This is a genomic window from Achromobacter veterisilvae (assembly GCF_037619525.1).
GTDB classification, from domain to species: domain Bacteria; phylum Pseudomonadota; class Gammaproteobacteria; order Burkholderiales; family Burkholderiaceae_B; genus Achromobacter; species Achromobacter veterisilvae.
In genome coordinates this window covers 5,762,854-5,782,786 of the sequence record NZ_CP148753.1, presented here as the reverse complement: position 1 = coordinate 5,782,786, position 19,933 = coordinate 5,762,854, and the positions used below count along the sequence as shown (strand labels likewise).

Sequence of the window (19,933 nt, the reverse complement as noted above, 5' to 3'; positions counted from 1 at the left end):
GCGAAAGGCCGCTTTGCGGGCGCCGTTGCCCGCAATCCAAGTTTACGAGGCCAACGTTTGGATTCAACTCAGGCCCGGGCCGGCGCCTTTTTCGGCTTGCCCAGCACCTCGTCGCACACTTCCAGCCAGGCGCGCGCGGCGAAAGACAGGTAGCCGGCGTGCTGCCAGATATGGCCCACTTCCCATTGCAGGCCCGATTTGGCCAGTTTCGCCGTGCTCAGCCCGCGCGTCTTCATGCGTTGCATCAGCGGTTCGGGCAGCAGCGCCACGCCCAGGCCGGCGGAAGCCATGGCCACCAGGAAATCCCAGTGGGCGCTCTGCGCCGCGATGCCGGGCTGGAAGCCGGCGTCGGCGAAGGCTTGCCGCAAGCGGCGCGTCATGGCGAAGTCGTCCGTGGGGATCAGGAGCCGCGCGTCGCGCAGCGCGCTCAGCGGCAATGAAGTCTTGCCCGCCCAGGGCGCATCGGGCGGACCGATCACCCAGATGGGGTAGCTGCCGAAGGGTTGGGCGGCCAGTCCGCCGTCGGGCGCGATCGGCAGGATGGTCGCGCCGACTTCCAGTTCGCCGCTGGCGACCAGGCCTTCGACGGCCTGGCCCGTGCCTTCGCGCAAGGTCAGGTGTATGCCCGGGTGCCGTTCGCGGAAGCGTTTCACAACCGGGGTGAACAGCAGGTTGATCATGGGCGGGATGCCGACTTCCAGCGCGCCGCGGCGCAAGTCGGTGGTCTGGCGCAATTCCTCGGCCAGTTGGCGCATGGTCTCCAGCACCTGCAAGCCGCGCTGGTACATGACCTGGCCGGTGTCGGTGGGACGGGCCGTGTGGCCGTCGCGGATCAACAGCGGGGTGCCCGCTTCCTCCTCCAGTTGGCGAATCATCTTGCTGACGGTCGACTGCGTCACGAACAGCGCCTTGGCCGCCTGGGTGAAGCTGGCATGCCTGACGGTTTCCACGAAATACCGCAATGCGCGCACGTCCATGGCCGGCGGCCTCCCTTCGCGCGATGCGCGCAAACAAGCAAACGATGAAAAAAACGACTGATTTGGATGATTTTAAGTCATTACGAGATTTGAGCCGGCCTTCCTATACTGCGGAAAATTCGTCCCGGCGCCGGCAGGATCCGGCCGCGGGACCTCGGGAAACGCCGCGTCAGACGGTGCCTGGGCGCAGAGGCGGCATCGCCGCGCCCGGCCGCGAGCCGTTGGCCCTTAAATCTGGAGACACCATGCATCTCGACCGTATCCGCCACCCTGGGCTGCGCGCCAAGATCACCTCCGCCGATCAGGCGGCCCTGCTGGTTCAGGACGGCATGACCGTCGGAATGAGCGGTTTCACGCGCGCCGGCGACTGCAAGTCGGTGCCCGCGGCGCTGGCGGCCCGCGCCGAGCGCGAGCCGCTCTCCATCACCCTGATCACCGGCGCCTCGCTGGGCCATGACACCGACAAGATGCTGGCGCAGGCCAACGCCCTGGCGCGCCGCATGCCGTTCCAGGTCGACACGACCTTGCGCCGCAAGATCAACCAGGGCGAAATCGCCTTCATCGACCAGCACTTGTCCGAGACCGTCGAACAACTGCGCGCGGGCCATATCGGCCCGATCGACGTGGCCATCCTCGAGGCCGCGGCGATCACCGAGACCGGCGCGATCGTGCCGACGATGTCGGTGGGCAATTCCGCCTCGTTCGCGCAACAGGCGGACAAGATCATCATCGAACTGAACATGGGCATGCCCGGCTCCATCGAAGGCCTGCACGACATCTACGTGCCCGGCGACAGGCCGGCGCGCCAGCCCATCGGGCTGGTGTCGGCCGACCAGCGCATCGGCCAGCCTTTCATCGAGGTGGACCCGGCCAGGATCGCCGCCATCGTCATCACGCACGAACCGGACAGCCCATCCAACGCCTTGCCGCCCGACGCGGAAACCAATGCCATCGCGGGCCATATCAATGCCTTCCTGCGGCGTGAAGTCGATGCCGGCCGCCTGACCGATTCCCTGTTGCCGCTGCAGGCGGGCATCGGCACCATCGCCAATGCCGTGCTGCATGGATTCGAATCGTCCAGCTTCCAGAACCTGACCATGTATTCGGAAGTGCTGCAGGACAGCGCGATCGAACTGCTGGACCAAGGCAAGCTCGCGTTCGCCTCGGCGTCCTCCATCACGGTGTCCAAGCCCGTCTACGAGAAGATCCTGGCCAACATGGAGCACTACCGCGAGCGCATCGTGCTGCGCCCGCAGGAGATCAGCAACGCGCCGGAGATCGTTCGCCGGCTGGGCATCATCGCGATCAATACCGCGCTGGAATTCGACATCTACGGCAACGTGAATTCCACGCACGTGGGCGGCACGCACATGATGAACGGCATCGGCGGGTCGGGCGACTTCGCGCGCAACGCGCATCTGGCGATTTTCGTGTCGAAGTCCATGGCCAAGAACGGCGACATTTCCAGCGTGGTGCCCATGGTGTCCCACGTGGACCACACCGAGCACGACGTGGACGTGCTGGTCACCGAATGCGGGCTGGCGGACTTGCGGGGGCTGGCGCCGCGCGAACGGGCGCGCGCCATCATCCAGAATTGCGTGCACCCGTCCTATCGCGACGCCCTGCAGGACTATTTCGATCGCGCCTGTGAATGTGGCGGCCAGACCCCGCACCTGCTCGAGGAAGCGTTCTCGTGGCACCAGCGGTTCAACGAAACGGACTCGATGCAGCCTTCGAAGCCGGCTGCGCGCAAGGTGGCCTGAGGCCAGGCCCGGCGGCTGGCGCCGCCGTTACTTTGCCCGTGGCTCCTGGTCCGGCCCGGGATCGGGAGTGACCAGGCTGCGGCGGGACATTTCCAGCTCGTCGCGCAGCCATTGCTTCAGCGCGACCAGCGGCCCCCAGTCGCGCAGGCTGGGGCGATAGACCAGGTGATACGTCTGCGCCTGTTCATAATGGACGCTCACCGGGGAAACCTGCACCAGCCGCCCGGCGCACAGCGCGTCCGCGGCGAGCAGTTCGCGTCCCAGCGTGATGCCGAGTCCCTGCTCGGCGGCCTGCAGCATCATGCCCGCGTCATTGAACGACGCCACCGGCGTGACGGGCGTGCGCAGTCCGGCGGCGTTGAACCAGTGTTGCCAGACCTCGCGTTCGCCCAGCAGGGGCTGCCGCGCGAGGGTTTCCGGCGTATTGTCGGGAAGCGCGGCCGCCGTTTCCGGCGACGCCAGGACAATCAGCGGCAACGGCATGTCGAACAGGGGTTCCGATTCCACGCCCGCCCAGGGGCCGCGTCCGAAACGCAGCGCCGCGTGGAATCCGTCGCGCAGCAGATCCGCGACCTGTTGGGAAGAGTCGATCTCCAGCGCCAGGCCGGGATTGCGGGTCCGCCACCGGGCCATCCGCGGCAGCAGCCAGCGCTGCGCGAAAGAAGGCAGCACCGACACCCGCAAGCGCTGTTCGCTGCCGGTGGCGGCGGCCGACGCCGCAAGCACCCCTTCATCCAATTGAGCCAAAGCGCCTTGGACTGCGCACAGCAGGGCGGCTCCGGCCGTATTCAGGACGATGCCCCGCCCGCTGCGTTCGAACAGCGGAAAGCCCAGTTGTTCTTCCAGCCCCTTGATCTGCTGGCTGACCGCGCTGTGGGTCAGGTGCAGCCGTTCCGCTGCCGCACGCAGGTTCTGCAATTCGGCCACCGCGCGGAAAGCGGGGAGGGTATTCAGAGGCAAACGCATGGGGGCGATCCGAGGATGACTTGATTGGTCAGCATACCTTACCGATAACCCGAGAACAATTCGATTTTCATCAGAAGGTTGGGCTATTACGCTTACCAAACGCGTATTCCATACGGAGCCCACCATGTCAGCGCAAACCTGCCCCTCATCTTCCGCTTCATTCATGCCGCTGCCCACCGAGCGGAACCAGCCCGCCCTGCACGGCAACGGCATTGCCGCCACGGCGGCCCGCGCGGATCTGGAACAGGCGGCGTCCTCCGGCGGCGGTTTCCTCGGCCGGATATGGGCCGCCTATCGCAAACATCGCAACGAAGCACGGCTGCGCAGCCTGGCGAAAGAGCTGGATGAACACATGCTGCGGGATGTAGGCGCGCCCAACTGGCTGGTCAACGAAGCCGCCGTGGACCGGGACCTGACGCGGCTTCGCGACGTGAACTACCTGCGCTGGTAAACGCAGGCCTGCCGCCGCCGTGCCGCGGCCCCTTCCGTTCCCCTCTCTCTCTCTATATATATATATATAGAAGGTGGGCCCAGCGGAAGGGGCCGCGTCCGTTGTGAAAACTTGTGCTATAGTCTCGCTCCTTCGCGGTTCGGGCAGTTTTTCGAAGCGCGGGGCCAGGCAGGCATCATTGCATGGATAGTGCGAATCAGACAGAAGTCAGTTGCGCCGTTCGAAACAATATGCTATAGTCTTGGGCTTGGCTGGTGAAGCGAACCAAGGGTTTACCCTTACGAATCATTAGCCACCTGAAGTGACCGGCCCCTGGTTTCAGGGCGATGGCGAGGCTGGAGGTTCAGCGGCGCCGCGGGTTGCAAGATAGGATGCAAATTAGGCAAAAGCCGGTTGCATAATCTGCAAAAGTCGTGTTATAGTTTCGGGCTTGGCGGTTGCCGAAAATTCAGGGTTTACCCTGATGTTTCGATAGCTGCTAAAGAGGAAAGGGTCTTGAAGAGGCCGCGGCAAGAAAGCGTAGCGAACCCCGCGAAGCTGACTTGACAAGCGATAAAAACTTCTTCATAATCTCGTTTCTCTGCTGCTGACACAGCGAACGACGCGAAAGCGCCGGGCCAGTCGGCAGGCAGTAAAGAACTTAGCAGTACCGCTCTTTAACAATTAAACAACCGATAAGTGTGGGCGCTTGATGCGGGTGCGGTGATGGGTTGGGATTTAAACCTCAGCTTTATCACAAGCACAATGAAATCAAGTGCTCACTAGAAGTGAAGTACCTTAGATGTCAAGTCTAAGCACATACCTCACTTCCTTTGAGTAGCGACGTATGACTCGACCCTTTCGGGGGTTAAGAAATACGAACAAATACAGAGATTAAACTGAAGAGTTTGATCCTGGCTCAGATTGAACGCTAGCGGGATGCCTTACACATGCAAGTCGAACGGCAGCACGGACTTCGGTCTGGTGGCGAGTGGCGAACGGGTGAGTAATGTATCGGAACGTGCCCAGTAGCGGGGGATAACTACGCGAAAGCGTGGCTAATACCGCATACGCCCTACGGGGGAAAGCAGGGGATCGCAAGACCTTGCACTATTGGAGCGGCCGATATCGGATTAGCTAGTTGGTGGGGTAACGGCTCACCAAGGCGACGATCCGTAGCTGGTTTGAGAGGACGACCAGCCACACTGGGACTGAGACACGGCCCAGACTCCTACGGGAGGCAGCAGTGGGGAATTTTGGACAATGGGGGAAACCCTGATCCAGCCATCCCGCGTGTGCGATGAAGGCCTTCGGGTTGTAAAGCACTTTTGGCAGGAAAGAAACGTCGCGGGCTAATACCCCGCGGAACTGACGGTACCTGCAGAATAAGCACCGGCTAACTACGTGCCAGCAGCCGCGGTAATACGTAGGGTGCAAGCGTTAATCGGAATTACTGGGCGTAAAGCGTGCGCAGGCGGTTCGGAAAGAAAGATGTGAAATCCCAGAGCTTAACTTTGGAACTGCATTTTTAACTACCGGGCTAGAGTGTGTCAGAGGGAGGTGGAATTCCGCGTGTAGCAGTGAAATGCGTAGATATGCGGAGGAACACCGATGGCGAAGGCAGCCTCCTGGGATAACACTGACGCTCATGCACGAAAGCGTGGGGAGCAAACAGGATTAGATACCCTGGTAGTCCACGCCCTAAACGATGTCAACTAGCTGTTGGGGCCTTCGGGCCTTGGTAGCGCAGCTAACGCGTGAAGTTGACCGCCTGGGGAGTACGGTCGCAAGATTAAAACTCAAAGGAATTGACGGGGACCCGCACAAGCGGTGGATGATGTGGATTAATTCGATGCAACGCGAAAAACCTTACCTACCCTTGACATGTCTGGAATCCCGAAGAGATTTGGGAGTGCTCGCAAGAGAACCGGAACACAGGTGCTGCATGGCTGTCGTCAGCTCGTGTCGTGAGATGTTGGGTTAAGTCCCGCAACGAGCGCAACCCTTGTCATTAGTTGCTACGAAAGGGCACTCTAATGAGACTGCCGGTGACAAACCGGAGGAAGGTGGGGATGACGTCAAGTCCTCATGGCCCTTATGGGTAGGGCTTCACACGTCATACAATGGTCGGGACAGAGGGTCGCCAACCCGCGAGGGGGAGCCAATCCCAGAAACCCGATCGTAGTCCGGATCGCAGTCTGCAACTCGACTGCGTGAAGTCGGAATCGCTAGTAATCGCGGATCAGCATGTCGCGGTGAATACGTTCCCGGGTCTTGTACACACCGCCCGTCACACCATGGGAGTGGGTTTTACCAGAAGTAGTTAGCCTAACCGCAAGGAGGGCGATTACCACGGTAGGATTCATGACTGGGGTGAAGTCGTAACAAGGTAGCCGTATCGGAAGGTGCGGCTGGATCACCTCCTTTCAGAGCTCAAGTGCTCGTGTTAAGCGTCCACTCTTATCGGTTGTTTGATATATAGCTGGGATCGGTTGTGGGCTTGGGTAGAGGGACTCCTCCCTGCGCCCATGACTCCTGAGTGCTGATCCGAGAAGGTTTTGGGTCTGTAGCTCAGTCGGTTAGAGCACCGTCTTGATAAGGCGGGGGTCGTTGGTTCGAATCCAACCAGACCCACCAGGTATTCTGCGTCAAGCAGGGTATGGGGGTGTAGCTCAGCTGGGAGAGCGCCTGCTTTGCAAGCAGGATGTCATCGGTTCGATCCCGTTCACCTCCACCAAGTACCTAACACCTGGTGGTGCCGTAGAGGCCAACTCATAATGCTGCTTGCAGTCTTATGAGTTGGGTTTTACCCAACAGCTATATTTGTTCTTTAACAATCTGGAAGAAGCACAACGAAATGTACTTATCGAGTACTCGGCGCAAGTCGAAGAAGATAAGTACGGGTTGTGATTGCATTAATTTTGTTCCAAGTTCTCAAGACTGGGGTGAATAACCTCAGACTGCTTTGAAACTTATGAACGGCACAAACGCTAATACTCAGGTCCTATAGCCTACAGCGTTATAGGATCAAGCGACTAAGTGCATATGGTGGATGCCTTGGCGATCACAGGCGATGAAGGACGTAGTAGCCTGCGAAAAGCTGCGGGGAGCTGGCAAACAAGCTTTGATCCGCAGATATCCGAATGGGGAAACCCACCGCAGCAATGCGGTATCCCTGACTGAATACATAGGTCAGTGGAAGCGAACCGGGTGAACTGAAACATCTCAGTAGCTCGAGGAAAAGAAATCAACCGAGATTCCGAAAGTAGTGGCGAGCGAAATCGGAAGAGCCTTTACGTTTTAGCATGCAAGATAGTCGAACGGGATGGAAAGCCCGGCCGTAGCAGGTGATAGCCCTGTAGATGAAATCTTGTGTGTGGAACTAAGCGTAAGACAAGTAGGGCGGGACACGTGAAATCCTGTTTGAAGATGGGGGGACCATCCTCCAAGGCTAAATACTCGTGATCGACCGATAGTGAACCAGTACCGTGAGGGAAAGGCGAAAAGAACCCCGGAAGGGGAGTGAAATAGATCCTGAAACCGTATGCATACAAACAGTAGGAGCCTCCTTGTGGGGTGACTGCGTACCTTTTGTATAATGGGTCAGCGACTTACATTCAGTGGCAAGGTTAACCGAATAGGGAAGCCGTAGCGAAAGCGAGTCCGAATAGGGCGATTTTAGTCGCTGGGTGTAGACCCGAAACCAGATGATCTATCCATGGCCAGGTTGAAGGCACGGTAACACGTGCTGGAGGACCGAACCCACTAATGTTGAAAAATTAGGGGATGAGCTGTGGATAGGGGTGAAAGGCTAAACAAATCTGGAAATAGCTGGTTCTCTCCGAAAACTATTTAGGTAGTGCCTCAAGTATTACTGCGGGGGGTAGAGCACTGTTATAGCTAGGGGGTCATGGCGACTTACCAAACTATGGCAAACTCCGAATACCCGCAAGTACAGCTTGGGAGACAGAGCACCGGGTGCTAACGTCCGGACTCAAGAGGGAAACAACCCAGACCGCCAGCTAAGGTCCCGAATTATCGCTAAGTGGGAAACGAAGTGGGAAGGCATAGACAGTCAGGAGGTTGGCTTAGAAGCAGCCATCCTTTAAAGAAAGCGTAATAGCTCACTGATCGAGTCGTCCTGCGCGGAAGATGTAACGGGGCTAAGCGATAAACCGAAGCTGCGGGTGTGCACTTTGTGCACGCGGTAGGAGAGCGTTCTGTAAGCCTGCGAAGGTGGCTTGTAAAGGCTGCTGGAGGTATCAGAAGTGCGAATGCTGACATGAGTAGCGATAAAGGGGGTGAAAAGCCCCCTCGCCGTAAGTCCAAGGTTTCCTGCGCAACGTTCATCGGCGCAGGGTGAGTCGGCCCCTAAGGCGAGGCAGAGATGCGTAGCTGATGGGAAGCTGGTTAATATTCCAGCACCGTCGTACAGTGCGATGGGGGGACGGATTGCGGAAGATCATCAGGGTGTTGGATGTCCCTGTTGCTGTATCGAAGATGGCGCTTAGGCAAATCCGGGCGCGTAAATCAAGGGTATGGCACGAGCGAGCATGGCTTGCGAAGTGATTGGAAGTGGTTCCAAGAAAAGCCTCTAAGCTTCAGCTGTACGAGACCGTACCGCAAACCGACACAGGTGGACGGGATGAATATTCCAAGGCGCTTGAGAGAACTCAGGAGAAGGAACTCGGCAAATTGATACCGTAACTTCGGGAGAAGGTATACCCCGGTAGTGTGACGCGCCTGCGCGCTGAGCATGATGGGGTCGCAGAGAATCGGTGGCTGCGACTGTTTATTAAAAACACAGCACTCTGCAAAGACGAAAGTCGACGTATAGGGTGTGACGCCTGCCCGGTGCCGGAAGGTTAAGTGATGGGGTGCAAGCTCTTGATCGAAGCCCCGGTAAACGGCGGCCGTAACTATAACGGTCCTAAGGTAGCGAAATTCCTTGTCGGGTAAGTTCCGACCTGCACGAATGGCGTAACGATGGCCACACTGTCTCCTCCTGAGACTCAGCGAAGTTGAAGTGTTTGTGATGATGCAATCTACCCGCGGCTAGACGGAAAGACCCCATGAACCTTTACTGTAGCTTTGCATTGATCTGTGAACCGGCCTGTGTAGGATAGGTGGGAGGCTTTGAAGCGTGGTCGCTAGATCGCGTGGAGCCAACCTTGAAATACCACCCTGGTTTGTTTGCGGTTCTAACCTTGGTCCGTTATCCGGATCGGGGACAGTGCATGGTGGGCAGTTTGACTGGGGCGGTCTCCTCCCAAAGTGTAACGGAGGAGTTCGAAGGTACGCTAGGTACGGTCGGAAATCGTGCTGATAGTGCAATGGCATAAGCGTGCTTGACTGTGAGACTGACAAGTCGAACAGGTGCGAAAGCAGGACATAGTGATCCGGTGGTTCTGAATGGAAGGGCCATCGCTCAACGGATAAAAGGTACTCTGGGGATAACAGGCTGATACCGCCCAAGAGTTCATATCGACGGCGGTGTTTGGCACCTCGATGTCGGCTCATCTCATCCTGGGGCTGTAGCCGGTCCCAAGGGTATGGCTGTTCGCCATTTAAAGAGGTACGTGAGCTGGGTTTAAAACGTCGTGAGACAGTTTGGTCCCTATCTGCCGTGGGCGTTGGATACTTGACGGAGCCTGCTCCTAGTACGAGAGGACCGGAGTGGACGTACCTCTGGTGTACCGGTTGTCATGCCAATGGCATTGCCGGGTAGCTAAGTACGGAAGAGATAACCGCTGAAGGCATCTAAGCGGGAAACTCGTCTGAAGATAAGGTATCCCGGGGACTTGATCCCCCTGAAGGGTCGTTCGAGACCAGGACGTTGATAGGTCGGGTGTGGAAGCGCAGTAATGCGTTAAGCTAACCGATACTAATTGCCCGTGAGGCTTGATCCTATAACACTGATGGTTATGACCTGGTGATGTAGCGTTCCAAGTGTCGTTCAAACCAAAATCTGGCTGCACCGTCGGCAGCCAGCCAACATCAATTACACCCCCTCGTGCGTGATCATCGAGTTCGACTCTGGTCACCACGCGTTGTGTTTCTTCCCAGATTGGAGCGGTTGCGTTAGCAGCCGCTCAACCAGTTACGCCTGACGACCATAGCGAGTTGGTCCCACTCCTTCCCATCCCGAACAGGACAGTGAAACGACTTTGCGCCGATGATAGTGGACGGACGTCTGTGAAAGTAGGTCATCGTCAGGCTTTTATTCCGCAAAACCCCACAGGTTATACCTGTGGGGTTTTGTCTTTGGGGCGCCGCAATGGATTGCCTCTAGCCCCATGCACAAACAAAAACCCCTCGCGGCCATAGCGCCGCGAGGGGTTTTGCTTTGGCAGGCTGGAAAGGGATCCTAACGTAGCTGCCGGCGCAGCGCGGCGAAGAACAGTTCGGATTGAAGGCGCTCGCCCTGGATCTGGGCGGCCACTTTGGCGGCAATTCCGGCATCGGCCGGAGCCAGGGGCCGTCCGGTGGACTGCGCCAGCACCTGGGCCGTACAGGCGCGTTCCAGGAAGAAGAGATCGTCGTAGGCGTAATCCAGCCGGTCGCCGCAGACGACGACGCCATGATTCCCCAGGAAGACGATGTCCGCGCCCTGCATGGCGCGGGCGATGCGTTCGCCTTCGCTGACGTCCAGCGCCAGGCCGTTGTAGTGTTCGTCGATGGCCAGGCGCCCGTGAAAACGCATGGCGTTCTGGGAAAGCGTGGTGTCCAGCGCCCGATCGGAAATGAGCGTCAGCGCGGTGGCGTAGGGCATATGCGTGTGCAGGACACAGGCCTTGCCGGCGATGCGGTGGATGGCGGCGTGGATGAACATCGCCGTGGGCTCGACTTCATGGCGGCCGGCGAGCTTGTTGCCTTGGGCGTCGATCAGGACGATGTCGTCGGCCTGTACTTCCTGCCACATCAATCCGCGCGGATTGAGCAGGAAATGATCCGGGTTGCCAGGCAGGGCCACGCTGAAATGGTTGCAGACGCCTTCCCCCAATCCATGGGCCGCCGCCGCCCGCAGCGCGAGCGCCAGATCGGCGCGCAGCGCGGCGACGGGTTCGGCGTGAAAGAGCGCATCGGCGAAATGGGGTTCCTGGTTCATGGCTGCCTTTCGGAAGTGGAGATTTGAGGGAAGGCGCGCGCCCGTCATAGCCAGCCGGCGTCGCGGAACAGGTCGGGCACGCGGTCCAAAGTTGCTACGGTAGCGTCCGGCCGATAGTCGGGCAAGGGTTTGCGGCCAGTGCCGCGGTCGATCCAGACGCAGCGAAAGCCGATATCGCGAGCGGCCGCAAGGTCCAGATGGGGGCTGGCGCAAATGTGCACGACCTCGTCGGGCGTGACGCCGAGGCCGTCGTGGGCGTGAGCGAATATCTGGCGCGACGGCTTGTAGGCGCCGGCTTGTTCGGCCGTGACGACGCGGTCGATGTGGCCGCCCAATTGCGCAACGTTGCCGGCGATGATGCCGTCGTCGGTGTTGGAGATGATGCACAGCCGGAAGCCGGCCTGCTTCAGTACCGCCAGCGTCTCCACCACTTCCGGGAAGGGAGGCATGGCGGAGATGCCGCCGACCAGCATCTCCGCGTGCTCGGGCCGGTATTCGAGGCCCAGTTCCTGCATGGTCAGCCGCAGCGATTCGCGGCTGATGTCGGCGAAGCTGCGATGCGGCCGCGCGTGCTCCAGCCGGTGTTCGTGGCCATCGTAGACGTGCAGGAACTGCGCGGGACTGGGCGCATGCCGCCCCGTATCGCTGTCGGTTGCCAGGATGCGGGCAACGGCGGCCTGCAGGCCTTCGTCCCACTGGATGAGGGTGCCGTAGCAATCGAAGGTGAGCCATTGGGGACGAGGCAATTGGGCCAGGGGCATGTCGGTTCCTTGAACGGATGGGGATGCTTCCAGCGTAGGGGCGCGCAGATAAGTTGTAAAATTAATTATTGAACTCACCTCAGTTGATTATCAAATATCATCCCCGCCATGCTCGATCTGGAATTGCTCAGGACCTTGGTGTGCGTCGTGGACGAAGGCAGCTTCACGCGCGCGGCCAACCGGGTGCATCGCACGCAATCGACCGTCAGCCAGCAGGTGCGCAAGCTGGAGCAGAGCGTCGGCAAGACGCTGCTGTTGAGGGACCGCGCGGGCGGCAATGTGTCGGCGACGGAGGACGGCGAACTCATGGTGGCGTATGCGCGCCGCTTGCTGGCCATCGCCGGCGAGGCCGAGCACGTGCTGTCGGCGCCTCGCGCGGCCCGCGTGCTGCGGCTGGGCATACCGGAGGATTTCGACGTGTCCCGGCTGACCGTGCTGCTGGCCGGGTTTGCCGCGAGCCATGCCGACGTGCGCCTTGAAACCAGCAGCGGCATGAGCACGGACCTGCGCGGCGGGCTGGCCTCGGGCGAGCTGGACCTGGCGCTGGTTAAGCGCGAGCCGGGCGACGGGCCCTGCCTGGCCGCATGGCCGGAACGCCTGGTCTGGGTGGGCGGCAGGCAGCGGGTTCCCGACGGCGCCGCGGTGCCGCTGGTCGTTTTCCCGCAAGGCTGCATTTATCGCAAGCGCGCGATCTACGCCTTGGAAAGCGCGGGCAGGCCATGGCATATCGCCTACCACAGCCACAGTCTGGCCGGGGTGCAGGCTGCCGTCGCGGCCGGATTGGGCGTGAGCCTGTTGCCGGCATTCGCGCGCCTGGACACGCATGAGGTGCTGGGCGAGGACGCGGGTTTTGCGCCGGCGCCGCCGACGGAACTGGCAATTGTCGGGAATCAGCGCGCGCTGACCGCGGCCGAACAGCATCTGGTGATGGCGCTGAAACAGGCCATCGGACACGACAGCCTGGCCGTGCCCGCCGCCTGAAGCACCGGATTCAGCTCAGGTCGCCATCCACGTAATACCACCGCCCGCCTTCGCGGACGAAGCGGCTGACCTCGTGCAGGCGATGGCCCCGGCCGGCCTGGCGGCTGCGGGCGACGAATTCCACGGTGGCGTGGTCGGCATCCTGGACGAGCGCTTTCTTGACCGCCAGCCCCAGCCATTTCAGGTCGGCGGGATTGGGCTCCAGCGAGGCGGGGCGGGTGCTGGGATGCCAGGTGGCCAGCAGATACGGCAGCTTGTCCAGCACGAAGGCGCTGTAGCGCGAGCGCATGAGCGCTTCGGCGCTGGGCGCCTGCATGGCGAGCGGGCCTTCATGCCAGCGGCCGCAGCATTCGGGGTAGGCGCCGGGGCCGCCACAGGGGCAGGCCGCGGCCGCGTTCTGTGAGGGTTTTGCCACGATGAGCGCGCCGTTGCCGTCAGGCGAGCAGATCGTTGTATTCAGGATGGCGGCGCATGTAGACCTCGGCGTACGAGCACAGGGGCCGCACCTTCCAGCCGTTGGCGCGCGCGGCATCCAGGGCGTGGCGCGTGAGCGCGGCGGCTATGCCGCGCCCGCCCACCTGGCTGGGCACGCCGGTGTGGGTGATCGTCAGGATGTTGTCCTGCAACTGGTAGTCGAGCACGCACAGCACGCCGTCGACGGTGGCGGTGTAGCGGGAACGTTCTGTGTCTTGCGTCACTGAAATCATGCGGAAGGATTCCTCGGGTTCGAGTGCGCCGGCGGCGCGCCGCCGGCGGGATTTGCGGATGCGCGGCCTGCGCGCCGGGTCAGCGTTGCAGGGTTTTGAGCAGGGCGGTGAGTTGGGCGTCCCGGGCCTGGACCAGGTCCGCGATGCTGCGCTTGCCCGCTTCGGCGTCGACGCCTTCGATGAGGCGCTGCTGCAATTCGGGCGTAACGTCCGGGGCGCCCAGGTCGTCCCACCAGGTCTGCACCGGGCCGAGCAGGTGGTCCATGAAATGCGCCAGGCCGCCCGCGCCGCCGCCCAGGTTGAACGTCATGTGCGGGCCGAACAGCGCCCAGCGCAGGCCGGGCCCCTGTGAGACCGCGGCGTCGATATCGGCGACGCTGGCCACGTTTTCGGCCGCCAGGTGGATGGCTTCGCGCCAGAGCGCGGCCTGGAGGCGGTTGGCGATGTGGCCGGGCACTTCCTTGTTCAGCCGGATCGGGTATTTCCCCATGCTGCGGTAGAAGGCGATGCAGCGGTCGATCGTGTCCGCCGAGGTCTGGTCGCCGCCCACGACCTCGACCAGCGGGATCAGGTGCGGCGGATTGAACGGATGTCCGATGACGAAGCGGGACGCGTGCACGCAGCGCGATTGCAGGCGGCTCATGATGAGGCCGGACGAGCTCGAGGCGACGATGACGTGCGCGGGCAGGGCCGCGTCGATGCGCGCGAACAGGCCGGTCTTGAAGTCTTCGCGTTCCGGCGCGTTTTCCTGCACGAAGTCCGCGCCGGCCAGCGCGGCCTCCAGGTCGGGTTCGAACCGCAGGGCGTCGGGCGAGGCGCCGGGCGCAACGCGGCCCAGTTCGGCCAGCACCGGCCAGGCTTCCTGTACGCGGGTGCGCGTCTGGGATTCGGCGTCGGCGGCCGGGTCGCTGACGACCACTTCCAGGCCGCGGGCGAGGAACAGTGCGGCCCAACTGGCGCCGATGGTGCCGGCGCCTACGATGGCGACCCTGCGGATGGCGGGAAGGGGCGTGGCGGAACTGGACATGCAAGGCTCCTGGTCGGGTGAATAGGAGCATTGTGAAGCAAACGCCGGCCCCTTGCCATGCGCGCGGGCGCTGCCGCCGGCCGCGCCGCCCGCGGGCGTTCAGGCATTGCGGGCGCGGCGCAGATGCCGCCATCCCAGCGCGGAGGCCAGCAGGTAGCTTGCGGCGATGATGGCGTAGGCGGCGGGCAGGGCATCGCGCCAATCGGACAGCAGATGCAGGATGGTCCCCATCAGGGCGACGCCGACCAGCGCGCCCGACTGGCGGTTGGCGTTCAGCGCCGCCGCGGCGCTGTTCGCGTGGCGCTTGCCCGATACTTGCATGACCACGCTGGTCATCGCGGGCACGGCGATGCCCACGCCCAGGTTGGCCAGCGCGATGATGATGGCGAAAGGCCAGTAGGCGGTCGCGGGCGTGACCGCGAAGATGGCGACCGCGCTCATGGCCGCGGCGAGCGATACGCCGCCGATCAGCGAGGCCGATACGTTCCAGCGCGCGGACATGCGGCCGGAGATCAGGTTGCCGATGGAGAACACCGCCAGCATCGGCACCAACTGGATGCCCGTCTGCAGGGCGTCCGCCCCGCGCGCCTGCTGCAGGAACAGGCTGAGCAGAAAGAGCTGGCCGTAGGCGGCCAGATTGATCAGAAAGCCGATGCCGTTGGCCGCCGCGAACTGCGCGGTCGCGAAGAGCTCGCGGGGAATGATGGGTTCGGCGTGGCCGCGTTCGCGGCGGACCAGCAGCGCCGCCGCGCCCAGGAACAGGGCGGCCGCGAACGCGATCGGGCTGGAGGACCAGCCGTAGGCGTTGCCCTGGATCAGCACGAAGCACAGCGAAGACAGGGCGATGACTCCCAGCAGGTGGCTCAGCGGATTGAGCGCGCGCGGCCGGCGGGGCGCCGCCTGGATGCGGCGGCGAGCCAGCCACAGGCCCGCGATCCCCAGCGGGATATTGATGAGGAAGATGCCGCGCCAGCCGAATTGGTGGATCAGCATGCCGCCCATCAGCGGACCTGCCGCGCCGGAGACCGCCACGATCGCCGACCAGGCCGCCAGCATGCGATTGCGCACCTGCTCGTCGTCGTAGGCGTGGGTGAGCAGGCTCAGGGAACTGGGCATGAACAGGGCCGCGCCCAGGCCTTGCAGCATGCGGGCCAGGATGAGGATGTCCGCGTCCGGCGCCAGCCCGCAAAGCAGGGACGCGAAGGTGAAGACGCCCAGGCCCGCCAGATAGATGGTCTTGGCGCCGTAGCGGTCGGCCAGCGCGCCGGCCACCAGCAGCAGGGCCGCGAACGTGAGCGTATAGCCGTCGACGATCCAGACCAGGTCCGTCAGCGGAACCGTGAATTGCAGCGCAATGCTGGGGAGGGCCACGTTGACGACGGTGACGTCCAGCATGGCCATGACGAAGCCGATCGCCAGCGTGACGAGCGGCAGCCATCCGGTGACGGCGGCGGGTTTGGCATCCAGGGCGGAAGCATGGGGGCAGGCGGAATTCATGGTGAGGGCTCAGCGGCTTTCGAGGGATGAAGCGTAGGAGTTCTGCGTGATGCAAAAAAGCCGAAGAACTGCTTTATAGTGATGCAAAAGTGCATCTATGGGATTCCGCATGGATTGGGACAACGCCAGGATTTTCCTGGCCATTTACCGGGTGGGCACGCTGCGCGGCGCGGCGGCCCTGCTACAGATCGACCAGGCCACGGCCGGCCGCAGGCTGGCGGCGCTGGAGTCGTCCCTGGATGCGCGGCTGTTCCTGCGCACCCCGGGCGGCTACGTGCCCACGGCCGCGGGCGAGCTGGCCTTCGCCGCGGCGGAGCACATGGAGCAGGCGGCCGACCAGTTGCAGCGCCAGATGCAGGGGCTGGACCACCGGCTGTCCGGCGCGGTGCGGGTGGCGACGTCGGAAACCGTGGCCAAATACTTCATCATGGAGGCCATCCGGCGCGTGCACGCCCAGCATCCCGACATTCGCGTGACGCTGTCCACGGCGATCCAGATGAGCAATCTGACGCGCCGCGAGGCGGACCTGGCGATACGCAACCTCAGGCCGGACAACCCTGATCTGATCTGCCGGCACCTGGCGCGCAAGGAAGTGGGGCTGTACGCGTCCCGGGCATACCTGGCCGCGCACGGCGAGCCGCGTCCGGGCACGGCGTTCGCGGGGCACACGCTGGTGACCTACCAGCAGTCGGTGCTGCCGGGCTGGTCCGACGCGTTCTGCGGAGAGCCGACGGGCAACGGCCGCCTCGGCGTGGAACTGAATTCGGGCCTGATGATCATCGAGGCCGTGGTGGCGGGCCTGGGCATCGGCGAGCTGCCCACGCACATGGCGCCCGACTACCCGGATCTGGTCCGCATCTGGCCGGCCCGCAGCGAATCCTACGATCTCTGGCTGGTGATGCACGGAGACCTGAACCGCACGGCCCGCGTGCGCGCCGTGGCGGACGCGATCGTCGAGGTGTTCGAAGAGGACAAGTAGCGGCGCGGCCGGGGCGGCTTGTGGGTGGCTTGTGGGCGGCGGCGGCTGGCGCTAAGGTGGGCGAACCCTGCAAAAACCCTGACTCAGGAGTCGCGCGTGTCCGATCTTTGGCGTTTGTCCGCAGTTGAGCTTGCCGCCCGTATCCGCAAGCGTGAAGTGTCCGCCCGCGAAGCCGCGCAAAGCGCGCTGGAGCGCCTCGACGCCGTCAACCCCGCCATCAACGCGGTGGTGGACTATCGGCCCGAAACGGTGCTCGCGCAGGCGGCCGAGGTGGATGCGGCCCTGGCGCGCGGCGAAGAGGCCGGTCCGCTGGCGGGCGTGCCCGTCACGGTCAAGGTCAACGTGGACCAGGCCGGTTTCGCCACCACCAACGGCGTGGGCCTGCAGAAGGACCTGATCGCCGCCGAGAACAGCCCGGTCGTGGACAACCTGCGGCGGGCGGGCGCGGTCATCCTGGGCCGCACCAACACGCCGGCGTTTTCGCTGCGCTGGTTCACCGGCAACCTGCTGCATGGCGACACGCTGAATCCGCGCAACCCGGCGCTCACGCCGGGCGGCTCGTCGGGCGGCGCGGCCTCCGCGGTCGCGGCCGGCATCGGACACCTGGCGCACGGCACCGATATCGCCGGGTCCATCCGCTATCCGGCCTATGCCTGCGGCGTCCACGGGCTGCGTCCCTCGCTGGGGCGCGTGGCGGCCTACAACGCGGCGCTGCCTGAACGCGCCATCGGCGCGCAACTGACCGCGGTATCGGGGCCGCTGGCGCGCAGCATCGCCGATCTGCGGCTGGGCCTGGCGGCGCTGGCGGCGCCGGACCCGCGCGATCCCTGGTGGGTTCCGGCTCCGTTGACGGGGCCCGATGCGCCGCGCCGGGCCGCGCTATGCCTGAATCCCGACGGCATGGAAACCGAGCCCGCCGTGGTCAAGGCCTTGCAGGAGGCGGCGCGCCGGCTCAGCGAGGCCGGCTGGACGGTGGATACCCTGGATGCCGTGCCTCCGATGCAAGAGGCGGCGGACCTGCAGATCCGCATGTGGCTGGCGGACGGTTACGACGCCCTGGTCGCGGCCGCTGAAAAAGAAGGCGACCGCGGCGCGCTGGTCGCGTTGGCCGGCCAGCGCGGCAACGCGGCCGCTATCGACCTCGCCGGCTTCTCGGCGGTACTGACGCGCCGCGCCACGCTCACGCGCCTGTGGGAGCGGTTCTTCGCGGAGTATCCGGTGCTGCTGTTGCCGGTGTCCGCGGAGCTGCCCTTTCCGGACAAGCTCGATCTGCAGGGCGACGAGGCCTATGCCCGGGTCTGGCGCGCGCAGATGACGCAGATTGGCGTGCCGTTCATGGGATTGCCGGGCTTGTCGGTCGCGATGGGTTCCGCCATGAGCGGCGCGGGCCCGAGTCCGGTCGGTGTGCAGGTGGTGGCGGGACGCTACCGCGAGGACCTGTGCCTGGCGGTCGGCGAAATCATCGAGGCGGCCGGCGAAGCCGTCGGCATCGCCGAGCCCGCGGCCCGCTAGGGCTTGCTGAACCGCAGGCGCAGGACGCCGATGTCGCCGTAGGCAAGCTCCACGTCGCGATTGGCCGGCACGTCCAGGAAGCCGGCGTACGAGCCGGTGATGACATGCTGGCCGGCGCGCAGCCCCAGGCCTTGTCCGCGCAGGAAGTTGGCCAGCCAGTACAGCCCGGCCTTGGGGCGGTCGTTCGGGTGGATGCCCGCGTGCTGTTCGATCTCGGCGCCGTCCACGGACAGCGTGATGCTCATGCTGCCGGGCGCTGCATGGGGCGATGCGATGCGCGGGCCCAGCACCAGCCCCAGGTTGAACATGTGGTCGGCCAGGAGTTCCGGCAGGCTGGCGTGTTCCGGCGAAGCGTAGCGGCAGCCCAGGACTTCCAGCGCCAGGCGCGCGCCGCCGATCGCGGCGTCGATTTCGGCCTCGGTGTAAGGCTGAGTGCGGGCGGGCAGGTCCTGAGCGATCTCGAACGCGATCTCGGGTTCGATGCGCAGCACGTCGGTCCGCGCGGCGATCGGGCCGGCTTCGGCATAGGCGACGGTGGACGCATAGATGGGAGCGACGACGGTCTTCTCGGGCGAAGGCAGCGCGCTTTTCCAGGCGGCGATGCCGTCCTGGCGGTCTTCCAGCAGCAACTGCGCGGTGCGTTGCTGCACGGCGAAGGCCTGGCCCAGCGATTGCGGGCGGCAGCCGGCGGGCAGGCGGGGGCCGGCGACGCCGGATTCGCGCGCGGCGATCAGGTAGCGGGCGGCTTCCAGGCAACCGGGATAGTCTTCGATTCTGATCTGCATGCGATCAAACTCCCAGATACAGCATGATCCAGAGGGCGATCATGGCGATCAAACCCAGCCAGCAAGAGCCCCAGAAGCCGACGATCGGCCATTTCAGGGCCAGCGGCGTCTTCTTCGGATCGACGTGGCCCAGCAGGTCGTTGGCGTTGCCGATCAGCCAGAAGCGGGTGTCCGGGAACATCAGCCGGAAGAAATAATCCAGCATGATCGCCGCCTGGATCGACAGCGGATACTGGTTGAACGGACGATGCTGAAGGTAGGGGTGCTTCAGCGTCGCGTTGATCTGCTTGCTCTTGAGGAAGAACAGGACGATGCCGCTGATTGAGCAAGTGATGAAGCACAGCACGAAAAGGCTGAAGGCCATGGAAATGGCGGCTGAATGCATGGGGGGTCTCGGAGTTGCGCGGTAGGCCGCGTTCGGATGACAAGAAGCCGGCGGA

Annotated in this window: 15 protein-coding genes, 2 tRNA genes and 3 rRNA genes; 10 read left to right on the top strand and 10 right to left on the bottom strand. The window is 63.2% G+C overall.

Features of this window, described 5'->3' with window-relative positions:
- Positions 1–68: 68 nt before the first annotated feature.
- Positions 69–977 carry a LysR family transcriptional regulator gene (locus tag WHX56_RS26905; protein ID WP_129246889.1) on the bottom strand — a complete coding sequence of 303 codons (909 nt, stop codon included), beginning with the start codon at positions 975–977 and terminating at the stop codon, positions 69–71.
- 245 nt (positions 978–1,222) lie between these two features.
- On the opposite strand from WHX56_RS26905, the gene WHX56_RS26900 reads away from it, so the two are divergent.
- Positions 1,223–2,740, top strand: coding sequence for an acetyl-CoA hydrolase/transferase family protein (locus WHX56_RS26900; RefSeq protein ID WP_338879465.1), 1,518 nt, complete (start codon positions 1,223–1,225; stop codon positions 2,738–2,740).
- Between the two features lie 27 nt (positions 2,741–2,767).
- On the opposite strand, the gene WHX56_RS26895 is transcribed toward WHX56_RS26900, so the two are convergent.
- Complete coding sequence (locus WHX56_RS26895) at positions 2,768–3,706, bottom strand: LysR substrate-binding domain-containing protein (RefSeq protein WP_338879464.1); 939 nt, start codon at positions 3,704–3,706, stop codon at positions 2,768–2,770.
- Positions 3,707–3,830: 124 nt separating this feature from the next.
- On the opposite strand from WHX56_RS26895, the gene WHX56_RS26890 reads away from it, so the two are divergent.
- From WHX56_RS26890 to rrf, 6 genes are all read left to right on the top strand, one after another.
- A complete protein-coding gene (locus WHX56_RS26890) occupies positions 3,831–4,157 on the top strand; it encodes a hypothetical protein (protein WP_287754889.1) in 327 nt (108 codons plus the stop codon).
- 875 nt (positions 4,158–5,032) lie between these two features.
- Positions 5,033–6,563: ribosomal RNA gene (locus WHX56_RS26885) — 16S ribosomal RNA — on the top strand.
- 133 nt (positions 6,564–6,696) lie between these two features.
- Positions 6,697–6,773, top strand: a tRNA-Ile gene (locus WHX56_RS26880).
- Between the two features lie 24 nt (positions 6,774–6,797).
- Positions 6,798–6,873, top strand: a tRNA-Ala gene (locus WHX56_RS26875).
- A gap of 288 nt (positions 6,874–7,161) precedes the next feature.
- Positions 7,162–10,045: ribosomal RNA gene (locus WHX56_RS26870) — 23S ribosomal RNA — on the top strand.
- A gap of 196 nt (positions 10,046–10,241) precedes the next feature.
- Positions 10,242–10,354: ribosomal RNA gene (gene rrf, locus WHX56_RS26865) — 5S ribosomal RNA — on the top strand.
- The 16S, 23S and 5S rRNA genes sit together here with 2 tRNA genes alongside, the layout of an rRNA operon.
- Positions 10,355–10,503: 149 nt before the next feature.
- Here rrf and WHX56_RS26860 read toward each other — a convergent pair.
- Positions 10,504–11,244 (bottom strand): aldolase, encoded by a 741-nt coding sequence (locus WHX56_RS26860; protein ID WP_338879463.1) that lies wholly within the window; start codon positions 11,242–11,244, stop codon positions 10,504–10,506.
- Between the two features lie 44 nt (positions 11,245–11,288).
- Positions 11,289–12,005 (bottom strand): haloacid dehalogenase type II, encoded by a 717-nt coding sequence (locus WHX56_RS26855; protein WP_129241064.1) that lies wholly within the window; start codon positions 12,003–12,005, stop codon positions 11,289–11,291.
- 108 nt (positions 12,006–12,113) lie between these two features.
- Between WHX56_RS26855 and WHX56_RS26850 the strand changes: the two genes are divergently transcribed.
- Positions 12,114–12,986, top strand: coding sequence for a LysR substrate-binding domain-containing protein (locus WHX56_RS26850; protein WP_338879462.1), 873 nt, complete (start codon positions 12,114–12,116; stop codon positions 12,984–12,986).
- Positions 12,987–12,996: 10 nt separating this feature from the next.
- Here WHX56_RS26850 and WHX56_RS26845 read toward each other — a convergent pair whose 3' ends face one another.
- The 4 genes from WHX56_RS26845 to WHX56_RS26830 all read right to left on the bottom strand — a co-directional run bounded on the left by WHX56_RS26845 (position 12,997) and on the right by WHX56_RS26830 (position 16,217).
- Positions 12,997–13,401 carry a YchJ family protein gene (locus WHX56_RS26845; protein ID WP_129241066.1) on the bottom strand — a complete coding sequence of 135 codons (405 nt, stop codon included), beginning with the start codon at positions 13,399–13,401 and terminating at the stop codon, positions 12,997–12,999.
- A gap of 19 nt (positions 13,402–13,420) precedes the next feature.
- Positions 13,421–13,693 (bottom strand): GNAT family N-acetyltransferase, encoded by a 273-nt coding sequence (locus tag WHX56_RS26840; RefSeq protein WP_129241067.1) that lies wholly within the window; start codon positions 13,691–13,693, stop codon positions 13,421–13,423.
- 79 nt (positions 13,694–13,772) lie between these two features.
- A complete protein-coding gene (locus tag WHX56_RS26835; protein ID WP_338879461.1) occupies positions 13,773–14,720 on the bottom strand; it encodes a 3-hydroxyacyl-CoA dehydrogenase NAD-binding domain-containing protein in 948 nt (315 codons plus the stop codon).
- 99 nt (positions 14,721–14,819) lie between these two features.
- Positions 14,820–16,217 (bottom strand): MFS transporter, encoded by a 1,398-nt coding sequence (locus tag WHX56_RS26830; protein WP_338879460.1) that lies wholly within the window; start codon positions 16,215–16,217, stop codon positions 14,820–14,822.
- 109 nt (positions 16,218–16,326) lie between these two features.
- On the opposite strand from WHX56_RS26830, the gene WHX56_RS26825 reads away from it, so the two are divergent.
- Both WHX56_RS26825 and WHX56_RS26820 read left to right on the top strand, forming a co-directional pair.
- The gene (locus tag WHX56_RS26825; protein ID WP_338879459.1) at positions 16,327–17,196 is read left to right on the top strand and encodes a LysR family transcriptional regulator; all 870 of its coding nucleotides are present in this window, start codon (positions 16,327–16,329) and stop codon (positions 17,194–17,196) included.
- A gap of 96 nt (positions 17,197–17,292) precedes the next feature.
- Positions 17,293–18,708 carry an amidase family protein gene (locus WHX56_RS26820; protein WP_338879458.1) on the top strand — a complete coding sequence of 472 codons (1,416 nt, stop codon included), beginning with the start codon at positions 17,293–17,295 and terminating at the stop codon, positions 18,706–18,708.
- Here WHX56_RS26820 and WHX56_RS26815 read toward each other — a convergent pair.
- Positions 18,705–19,493, bottom strand: coding sequence for a 2-keto-4-pentenoate hydratase (locus WHX56_RS26815; RefSeq protein ID WP_338879457.1), 789 nt, complete (start codon positions 19,491–19,493; stop codon positions 18,705–18,707). The genes WHX56_RS26820 and WHX56_RS26815 overlap by 4 nt on opposite strands.
- Positions 19,494–19,497: 4 nt before the next feature.
- Positions 19,498–19,878 (bottom strand): hypothetical protein, encoded by a 381-nt coding sequence (locus tag WHX56_RS26810; RefSeq protein ID WP_165360158.1) that lies wholly within the window; start codon positions 19,876–19,878, stop codon positions 19,498–19,500.
- Positions 19,879–19,933: the final 55 nt, after the last annotated feature.